The organism is Bacteroidales bacterium (genome assembly GCA_021648725.1).
In the GTDB taxonomy this organism is placed as follows: Bacteria; Bacteroidota; Bacteroidia; order Bacteroidales; family JAADGE01; genus JAADGE01.
Genome location: JAKISF010000056.1, coordinates 1 through 10,562, shown reverse-complemented (window position 1 = coordinate 10,562; position 10,562 = coordinate 1). Strand labels below are relative to the sequence as shown.

Sequence of the window (10,562 nt, the reverse complement as noted above, 5' to 3'; positions counted from 1 at the left end):
AATACTATTCCGGATAACTTATTAGAATGTCAAAAAAAAATTATAGAAATTTTAAAAATAAAAATAGAATAATGTAGGAAAGAAAAAAAATATGACAAAACAGCCATAAGTTGTTGAAAATCACAACATATAGGGCTGTTTTGTCTTGATATTTTTGGTGAACTTCCGTTAAAATTCATTATATTTGAGCAAAATTCGTAAATTTACGGGGTTTTTAGACAGGCTGGCGTTATGGGCAATATGCAAAACTAAAATTAATCAATGAAGGAAAATGCACACCCGTTCTTTTGGAGCCACTTTGTATTAATCGGAAAATAAATGTTGTAAAAAAACTTTATTTGATTATAACAAAAATATTTATATATTTACTATTCTTTTATTAATAGTAATAATTTATGTATGAGATATTTTAAAATAGTACTCCCTGTTTTTATTTTCATTTTTATTTCAAGTTCAACAAATGCTCAAAATTATTCCGATACTGTTTCGGCTGAGCAATATTATGCACTTGGTGATAAATATTATAAATTACAAAAGTTAGACAGCTCTAATATATTTTACCAAAAAGCAGCTGACATTTATAAACAGACTGCTGTTAAAAACAATGATACACTAAAATGGCTCGAATATGTTAAATTAAGATATTATATTGCATGGAATCTGTCTTCGCTTTCTGATTTTGATAATTCTGTTGATGTTTTGAAGGATGCCTTAAAAAAATCACTAAAACACCTTACAAAAAACCATATCGTAAACGCAAAACTTTATAACGGACTAGGACGTGCTTATTACAGAAAAAGTGAATTTGATGCTGCAATTAAGTATTATACCGAATCTTTAAATATTATTAAGGGTTTATTCGGGGAAGAGCATATAAAACTTGCAACACCTTATAATAATTTAGCAAATGTTTTTTTTAGTAAAAATGAATTTGAATTATCTCTGCTTTTTTATTTTAAGTCAATACAAATTAAAAAAAAGGTATTCGGAGAGGAAAGCACAAAAGTAGCAGCAAGTTATAATAATGTAGGTGCTGTTTACAGAAAAATGGGGGAATATGATTTATCACTTGAATATTTTCTGAAATCATCACAAATTAATAAAAAGAAAAATGGAGAAAAGAATATTGATGTTGCTGTTTCTTACCATAATATAGCCAATGTTTATTCTTTAAAAAAAGATTATGACAAGGCTTTAAAATACTATTTAAAGTCCCTTGAAATCGGAAAAGAATTGTTCGGTGAAAAAAATTCACATATAACGGCAAATTACCTCGGAATAGGTAATGTTTATCTTCAAAAAAAAGAATTTGACTCAGCTCTTAAATTTCAACTTAAAGCATTGGCTGTAAGAAGAGAATTACTGGGTGAAAATAACACATTTACTGCCGGAAGTTATAATAGCATCGGAAATATTTATGTAAAGAAAGGAGAATATAAATTATCTCTGGCAAATTACTATAAGGCATTGAATATAAGGTTGAAACGTTTCGGGGAGAAGCACAGCGAAACTGCAGAAACTTATAATGATATAGCACAAGTTTATACACAAAAAAATGAATACGGAACAGCATTAAAATACTATCAAAAAGGAATTGTAAGCAGTATTAAGAACTTTAATGACACACTGAACATTTACTCATGCCCTGTTATTAAAGATTGCTTGAATTGGACAGAACTATTAAACTCCTTACAAGCAAAAGCAATGATTTTTGCCGACACAAGTATAAAACTGCCGATAACGAATTTGAATAAATTGGAACTTGCTCTCAAATATTATCAGGCATGCGACACATTAATCTCGCAAGTCAGCAAAAATATGAAAACAAAATCAGATAAACTGGCATTGGGAGGAAGTGCAAGTGATATATATATGAATGCTGTTAATGTTGCACTCGATTTGTCAAAAGAGGATATATCGTTAAAATCCCCGCAGCAAATGCGAGCTTATGCATTTTACTTTTCCGAGAAAAACAAATCATCAGTTTTGTTGGATGCCCTCGCAGGCTCCGAAGCACTCAAATTTGCAGGAATTCCTGATGCACTGTTGAAAAAAGAACATGATTTACAAAACCAAATAGCATTTTACAAAAAAGAAAGTCTTGAAGATGTTGACAGCACCAAAGAAATAAGAATTAACGATAAATTATTCAAAGCAAACAGAACCTACGACAGTTTAATTATCGTATTTGAAAGAGAATACCCCGAATATTTTGATTTGAAGTATAACCAAAACCCTGCAAGTGTTAAAGAAATCTCAAAAATAATTAACAGAAAAACAACAATAATCAGCTATCAAATAGGCGACAGTTTAATTACAATTTTTGCAATAAAACAAAATAAATTTTTCATAAACCAAGTTCATAAACCTAAGGATTTAGATTTGAAAATAAATAATTTACGTGTTTACATTTCTAATCTTAAATTTTTACGATCAGATATTGATTCATATAAACATATTACCGTTGACGAATATCAAAAAGTAGCGTTTGATTTTTATAGCCTGCTATTCCCTAATCAACTGAAAGCATTTATCGGAAAAAGAACAAAAAATATAATAATTATTCCCGATGGTAAACTTGCCGTAATACCTTTCGAAGCCTTGCTTACAAAGAAATATACTGCTGAATGGACAGATTGGAACAATAAAGCCTATTTTTCGGAGATGCCCTTTCTTATTAAAGATTTTAATATCAGTTACAGCTATTCGGCAAATTTGTTTTACAAAACTTTTAGTAAGAAAAAACAAAAAAACGTTGAAATTACCGAAATAAACGATTGGATTGCATTTGCTCCTGTTTTTGATGACGAAAATATATCCGGAACAAACCTCAGAACAAGAAATATTTTGAACGAAGCTGCAACCGATAATTTCGGAACAGCAAATACCAGAGCTTTCTTGGATGGCGGAGGGTACGTTTCTGAACTTCCGGGTAGTGAAGTCGAAACAAAAGAAATTTTTGAATTATTTGAACAAAATAACAAAAAAGCAGTTCTTAAAACCCATAAATTTGCCAATGAAGAATTTATAAAGTCCGGAGAACTTGAAAAATATAAGTATATTCATTTTGCTACACACGGTATGGTAAATTCCGATAAGCCTGAATTGTCTTGTATCCTTTTGTCACAAGACAGCACAAGCAAAGAAGATAACATTCTTTATAACGGTGAAATTTATAATCTAAAACTAAATGCTGACTTAACTGTTCTTTCTGCTTGCGAAACAGGTCTCGGCAAAATAACAAAAGGAGAAGGAATAATCGGACTGACTCGTGCTTTACTTTACGCAGGCAGCAAGAACATTATTGTCTCACTTTGGCAAGTTTCAGATGAAAGTACTCAAGAATTGATGGTAGAATTTTATAAGAATATGCTTAAACCTTCCGGATTTTCTAAGAATCAAAAATATTTTGCCGGTGACTTGCAAAAAGCAAAATTAAGATTAATTAAAGAAGGTAAATATGCACATCCGTTTTTTTGGAGTCCTTTTATTTTAATCGGACAATAAGACAACAACAATTTTTAAAAAATATGAAAACAAATCCGCTTTTATTTACAATTCTATTTATTGTAACACAAACAGTCGGGCTTTTGGCCCAAAAAAATACAATCGATACAACTCAGGCAAAACAATATTTTGAAAAAGCCGACGAATATTACAAAAACAAAAGCTATGATACAGCAATAGTATATTTTGAGAAAGCAAGCACGCTTTTCGAAAAACAAAGGCAATGGAAAAAATATTTGCAAAGCGAAACAAAACGCGGCGACAGCTACTCGTGGCTTTGGAAACTCGACAAAGGTGCGGAAACAATAAACTCTGCAATAAAAAAAACATTGCTGCATACCGATGAAAAAGATACCGTAGTTGCAAATGCCTATCACATTTTAGGCATCTCATACTATTTCTTATCAAAACTTGATTCAGCACTATTTTACTGGAAAAAAGCATTCGTATTAAGAAAAGATTTGCTTGGTGAAAAACATGTTGATGTTGCATCGTCATGTAACAATGTGGGTTCAATTTATGATATAAAAAACGAATATGACTTATCACTGCAATATTATTATAAAGCCCTGAAAATCAGAAAAGAAATATTTGGCGAAGAACATCCGCTTGTTGCCGAAAGCTATAATAATATCGGAATAGTTTTTTACGGAAAAAATGAATACGATTTAGCATTTAAATACTACTTTAAAGCCTTACAAATAAGAAAAAAAGTGCTTGGCGAGAAACATGAAAACATTGCTGTAAGTTACAACAACATAGGTGCTGTTTATAAAAATAAGAGTGAATATGATTTAGCATTGCAATATCATATTAAAGCAATGCAGATATTTAAAGATAATTTTGGTGAAGAACACTCCTTTGTTGCCGAGGCATACAATAATATAGGAATTGATTATTCCGATAAGAGAGATTATGATTCTGCATTAAAATACATGTTTAAGGCATTAGAATTAAGAAAAAAGCTTTTAGGCGAAGACAATCTTTATGTTGCAATGAGTTACAATGGCTTAGGAAATGTGTATGAGGCAAAAAACGAATACGATCTTGCATTGGAATATCATTTTAAGGGATTGAAAATAAAAAAAGAACGCCTCGGAGAAAATCACCCTGACGTTGCAATAAGTTACAACAATATCGGGATAGTTCTTGAAAAAAAAGGAGAATATGACTCGGCATTAGAATATTACCAAAAATCATTAACAATAAAAGTTAAAATGCTCGGCGAAAAACACAGCCTTGTTGCAGCAAGCTATGTTAATGTCGGGAATATCTATATGAAAAAAAACAAATATGATTCAGCATTGAAATATTATCAAAAAGGAGTAACAAGCAGCTTACGAAACTTTAACGATACAACAAATGTATATTCAGTTCCTGATATTGAGAATTACTTAAATTGGGAAGAACTCTCGGTAGCCCTGAAATCAAAAGCCGTAATTTTTGCTGATACAAGCAAGCACCTGTTAAATTCCGGAAACATACAAGGCATTAAACGTCAAAAACTTGCCCTGCGTCATTACCAAGCTTGTGATACTTTAATTTCGCAAGTAAGAAAAAACATGAAAGCAAAATCAGATAAAATTGCACTCGGCGAACAAGCAAGCGAAATTTATAAAGGAGCTGTAATTGTTTGTTTAAACCTGCTTAACATAGTAGGGGCTGATAGTGTTTCATATTACCGAGACCGTGCCTTTTATTTCTCCGAGAAAAACAAATCATCAGTACTATTAGAAAGCCTTGCCGGTGCCGAGGCTCTTAAATTTGCCGGTATTCCGGATACTTTGCTGAAACTTGAACACAAACTGCAAGTTGATATTGCACTTTATAAAAAGATACTTGCCGAAGGCGGTGACAGTATAAGGATATCACGTTTTCAGAATAAATTATTTAAAGCAAACCGAACCTATGACAGCCTTATTATAGTAATAGAAAACGATTATCCCGAATATTTTGATTTGAAATACAACAGAGAATCAGTAAGTATAAAACAAATACAAAAATTACTAAATCGGAGAACAGCAATAATAAGTTACTTTACAGGTGATAACATTATTACCGTTATGGCTGTAACACACAACAAAAATATTGTATTACAAGTTCCGAAACCTGAGAACTTAGACAGCAAGATTAAAAATTTGAGAACAGGAATCTCAGATATTTCACTTATCAAGGAAGATATAAAAAACAATACCGATAAAACCGTAAAATTATATGATAAATTAGCTTTTGAATTATACAGTTTACTGTTTCCCGAAGAAATTAAAGAAATACTAAGCCGAAAAATAAAAAATATTATTTTAATCCCCGACGGGCAACTTGCTACATTACCTTTTGAGGCACTTCATACAAAAAAATACATTACCGATTGGAACGGTTGGGAGGACTTTACATATTTCTCAAATATGCCTTATTTAGTAAAAGATTATAACATAAGCTATAGTTATTCGGCAAACTTATTTTATAAAACATTTGATAAACATATAAAGAAAAACAAAGTTGAAATTAGAAATTTAAGTGATTGGCTTGCTTTTGCACCGGTTTTTGACGATGAGAATATTTCGGGAACAGCAATGCGAACTCGAAACCTGTTAGAAAAAATTATCCATACCGACACCATTAAAACAAGAACTTTTACGCGTGACGGAATGTATATCTCAGAGCTTCCCGGAAGCTTGGAAGAAACAGAAACAATTTTCAAACTATATGAAAGCAGAAATAAAGAAGCACTGCTAAAAACTCACTTGCAGGCAAATGAAGAATTTGTAAAATCAGGAGAACTTGCAAAATATAAATATCTTCATTTTGCTACTCACGGTATGGTAGATGAAGATAAACCGGAACTTTCCGGGCTTATTTTGGCACAAGATACAACAAGCAATGAAGACAATATCCTTTTCTCGGGTGAAATTTATAATATAAAACTAAATGCTGATTTAATAGTCCTTTCAGCTTGCGAAACCGGTCTCGGAAAAATATCAAAAGGTGAAGGAATTATTGGTTTAACCCGTGCTTTACTTTATGCCGGCAGCAAGAATATTATTGTTTCACTTTGGCAAGTTTCCGATGCAAGTACTCAAGAATTGATGGTAGAATTTTATAAGAATATGCTTAAACCTTCCGTATTTTCTAAGAATCAAAAATATTTTGCCGGTGACCTGCAAAAAGCAAAATTAAGATTAATTGAAGAAAGTAAATATGCCCACCCGTTTTTTTGGAGCCCGTTTATTTTAATCGGAAAGTAATTATCAGAACTTTAATCGGAAAACTGTTATTCATTTCGGGTAACAGTTTTTTGTTATAAAAAATATTTTCGGTAAAAGTTAATATATTTTATATTTGAGGAAAAATACAAAATGTCAAAAAAATCATTATCAGAAGAAGCAAAAGATTTATTTTCATCTTGGAAATCAGAAATTGAAGAACGAGACGGGCATATTCTTGAACGAAAAAAACAAAGAGATAAAGAAGATGCCGAATTTAATGAGCAACTTAAACAACAATACAGAGAAGTTTCAACCGATTTAAATAAAAAAGCAAAAAAAGCATTCGAAATTTCGGCAAAGGAATTTAAAGAATTTTCGCAAGCTGTTAAAGAAGGAACAGCTACAATTTATCAGAAACTGGAAATTGAAAAGCATTTAGAACAACTTTATAAGTTTCTGAAAGAAATAAAAAGTAAAAGTGCAGAGAAGTTCAAAGAATTTTCAAATAAAATGAAAGCTCAAATGGATGATTTCGAAAAAGAAATATACTCGGAAGTTGAAAATGAAGATGAAAAAAAATCTGACAAAAACGAAATTGACGAACTTATTAAATTAGCACAAGAAGAATACGAATTATCCAAAAAATAAATATTTAATCAACTTCACACTTTAAAACTTTAAATTATGACATTTGACGATTCTAAAACAAAAATAATTGCAACACTCGGTCCTGCATCTTCCGATAAAGAAACTCTTAAAAAAATGTTTAAAGCAGGTGTTGATGTTTGCAGAGTTAATTTTTCTCACAGCAAACACGAAGACGCTGCAGTAATAATAAAAACAATTAGAGAATTAAGCAAAGAAATGGGTGTTGAAGTTGCAATTTTAGCCGATTTGCAAGGTCCTAAGCTGAGAGTAGGAGAAATGAAAGACGGAAAAGTTTTTTTGGAAAGAGGAAGTATTTTAGAATTTGTTACCGAAAAAGTAACAGGAACACATAAAAAGGTTTACATGAGTTATCAAGAATTTCCGCATGATGTTGAACCCGGTGATGCAATTTTAATTGACGACGGAAAAATAAAGCTCGAAGTTACCGAAACAAACGGTAAAAATTCTGTTAAAGCAAAGATTATTCACAGCGGATTTTTATCCTCAAACAAAGGTGTTAATCTTCCAAATACAAATGTTTCGCTTCCCAGTTTAACCGAAAAAGATATTGAAGATGCAACTTTTGCATTAAAGCAAAACGTAGATTGGATTGCACTTTCTTTTGTTCGTGCCGTAAGCGATGTAATTGAGCTTAAACAAATGATAAAACGGAAACGTAAAAACACCTACGTTGTATCTAAAATTGAAAAACCTCAGGCAATCGAAAATATTGATGAAATTATTGCCGAAACAGATGCAATTATGGTTGCAAGGGGCGATCTTGGTGTTGAAATGCCTTTTGATACCGTACCTTTGCTTCAAAAAGAAATTGTTGAAAAATGTATAAATGCTTCAACTCCTGTTATTATTGCTACCCAGATGATGGACAGTATGATAACTAATTTCCGACCTACCCGAGCCGAAGCAAATGATGTTGCAAATGCAGTAATAGACGGAGTGGATACCGTAATGCTCAGCGGCGAAACTTCCGTAGGGAAATATCCGGTTGAAACTATTGAAAGCATGCACAAAATTATTCAATATACCGAAGAACACAGGTATAACTATAACAGAGGTATGCCTCCGAAAAAAGGTTCTGCAAGGTTTCTTCGTGATAATGTATGTTACAGTGCATCAATTATGGCAGAAAGGGTAGGAGCAAAAGCAATTATTACTTTTACCGAAAAAGGAAGTACGGCATCAACAATTTCAGGCTACCGACCGAAAGCTGACATTTATGCTTTTACAAGACATAAAGAACTTTTAAATGCACTGGCGTTGCTTTGGGGTGTAAGAGCAATGCACTTTAGCGAAGTTGACAGTGTTGACGAGGCTATTGGGCTGTCAATAAGCATATTAAAAGAAAAGGGTTTGGTGCAAACAGGTGATTATGTTATTCACGTGGCAAGCACGCCTATGCACATTTCTCATAAAACCAATATGTTGAAAGTTACTAAAGTTGAATAAATTATATTCTCAATAACTTCGGAATATTAAATAGAAAACAAAATAGGAAAAACTAAATATGATACGAAAGAAAATATTATCTCCGTTTCAAAAATTTGTTAAAATTGAAAGTTTCAGCGGAATATTATTGCTACTTGCAACCATTATTGCATTGCTCTGGGCAAACTCGCAATTCGGAGAAAGTTATAAATCTCTTTGGCAATATAAATTAGGCTTTTCTTCTCAGCATTTCGAATTGAATAAACCGTTAATATTGTGGATAAATGACGGATTAATGGCTGTTTTCTTTTTTCTTATAGGATTAGAAATTAAGAGAGAATTTTTAATAGGAGAGTTGAACTCTGCGAAAAAAATAGCCTTTCCTCTTTTAGGTGCACTCGGCGGCATGTTGGTTCCCGTGCTTTTATTTATTGTAATAAATAAAAACCCGGAAACAGCCAATGCCTGGGGCGTTCCTATGGCTACGGATATAGCCTTTTCTTTGGCAATTTTAAAACTGCTGGGAAAACGTGTTCCCCTAAGTTTAAAAATATTTTTAACTGCTTTTGCCATTGTAGATGATATAGGTGCTGTATTAGTTATTGCAGTACTTTACAGCGGAAATATTAACTTTGTTTTTTTACTTAGTGCATTAATTTTGTTAGGAATACTTTATATAATATCTTTTAAAGGCTATTATTCGAAATATTTACTGGTTATTTTCGGAATAATAATTTGGGTGTTATTTTTAAAGTCAGGTATTCATCCTACGCTTGCAGGAATTTTATTAGCCTTTTCAGTTCCTGTAAGGCAAAAAATTAACACTCCTGCATTTATTGAAAATTTAGTAAATATTACTGAAAAGATTAAACAAGCTGTAGTATCAAAAAAACCGATACTATCGAAAGAACAAATTGCACAAATTGATAATCTGGAAAATTGGACAGACAAATATCAGTCACCTCTTCAACACTTAGAACATAGATTACACGGTTGGGTTGCCTATTTTATTATTCCTGTTTTTGCATTAGCTAATGCAGGGGTGTTGATTAGCAGCAATATTGATTTAGATTCTTCGCTGATAAGAAATATTATAATTTGTTTAGTTTTAGGAAACAGTATCGGTATTTCTTCTATTATTTTGGGAGCTAAAAAAATTAAACTTATCGAAGTTCCAAAAGAAATCAGCAACAAACAAATAATAGGAGTTTCATTTTTAGCCGGAATAGGTTTTACAATGGCAATTTTTATTGCAAGCTTAGCTTTTGAAAATAGTCCTGTTTATATTGATTCTGCAAAAATTGGTATTCTCATCGGTTCTTTAAGTTCTGCGTTAATAGGATATATTATTTTAAGGCTGAAACCGGTTCAGCACAGGAAAACAATAAAAAAACAAAACCGTTCGGAGTAGCGTCTTCGTAACTTCGGCAATAAACAGCAGCTTGCAGCTACTTAAATGTGACAGCATTTATCACGTTCAATTATGGTTGTACCAGATTCGGCAAACGGCTTTGCATCTGTTGTTATATTGTAAGGTTATTTTTATAATATTTACAAATTTATAAGACAAGGCAATGTGGTCAAAAATAGTTGGTGATTTTGTGAAAAGTATTTTATAAATTATGACCCAATGTCGTTTAGTTAATAATCTGTCATAACCTTTTGTAATTCATAGAATAAGGTTTCTTTTGCCGATGTTTTCGAATGTTTTTCCGATTAGGTCTTACAAGCTCCCGGGTGTTGTAAACAATTTTG

5 protein-coding genes are annotated in these 10,562 nt (G+C 31.9%); all 5 read left to right on the top strand.

Translation table 11 applies throughout. The features are described from left to right. Positions 1-399 precede the first annotated feature (399 nt). Positions 400-3,507 (top strand): CHAT domain-containing protein, encoded by a 3,108-nt coding sequence (locus tag L3J35_13480; GenBank protein MCF6367194.1) that lies wholly within the window; start codon positions 400-402, stop codon positions 3,505-3,507. Positions 3,508-3,530: 23 nt separating this feature from the next. Further along, positions 3,531-6,752, top strand: coding sequence for a CHAT domain-containing protein (locus L3J35_13475; GenBank protein ID MCF6367193.1), 3,222 nt, complete (start codon positions 3,531-3,533; stop codon positions 6,750-6,752). Positions 6,753-6,863: 111 nt separating this feature from the next. Beyond that, the gene (locus L3J35_13470; GenBank protein MCF6367192.1) at positions 6,864-7,361 is read left to right on the top strand and encodes a hypothetical protein; all 498 of its coding nucleotides are present in this window, start codon (positions 6,864-6,866) and stop codon (positions 7,359-7,361) included. Between the two features lie 36 nt (positions 7,362-7,397). Continuing rightward, positions 7,398-8,828 carry a pyruvate kinase gene (gene pyk, locus L3J35_13465; protein MCF6367191.1) on the top strand — a complete coding sequence of 477 codons (1,431 nt, stop codon included), beginning with the start codon at positions 7,398-7,400 and terminating at the stop codon, positions 8,826-8,828. 58 nt (positions 8,829-8,886) lie between these two features. Next, positions 8,887-10,218, top strand: a complete 1,332-nt coding sequence (gene nhaA / locus L3J35_13460; protein MCF6367190.1) for a Na+/H+ antiporter NhaA — start codon at positions 8,887-8,889, stop codon at positions 10,216-10,218. The last annotated feature ends 344 nt before the right edge of the window (positions 10,219-10,562 follow it).

What these genes read in the sequence shown, in the direction of transcription:
- L3J35_13480 (MCF6367194.1), top strand. Translation starts at nt 400, where the DNA reads ATGAGATATTTTAAAATAGTACTCCCTGTTTTTATTTTCATTTTTATT.
- L3J35_13475 (MCF6367193.1), top strand. Translation starts at nt 3,531, where the DNA reads ATGAAAACAAATCCGCTTTTATTTACAATTCTATTTATTGTAACACAA.
- L3J35_13470 (MCF6367192.1), top strand. Translation starts at nt 6,864, where the DNA reads ATGTCAAAAAAATCATTATCAGAAGAAGCAAAAGATTTATTTTCATCT.
- pyk (MCF6367191.1), top strand. Translation starts at nt 7,398, where the DNA reads ATGACATTTGACGATTCTAAAACAAAAATAATTGCAACACTCGGTCCT.
- nhaA (MCF6367190.1), top strand. Translation starts at nt 8,887, where the DNA reads ATGATACGAAAGAAAATATTATCTCCGTTTCAAAAATTTGTTAAAATT.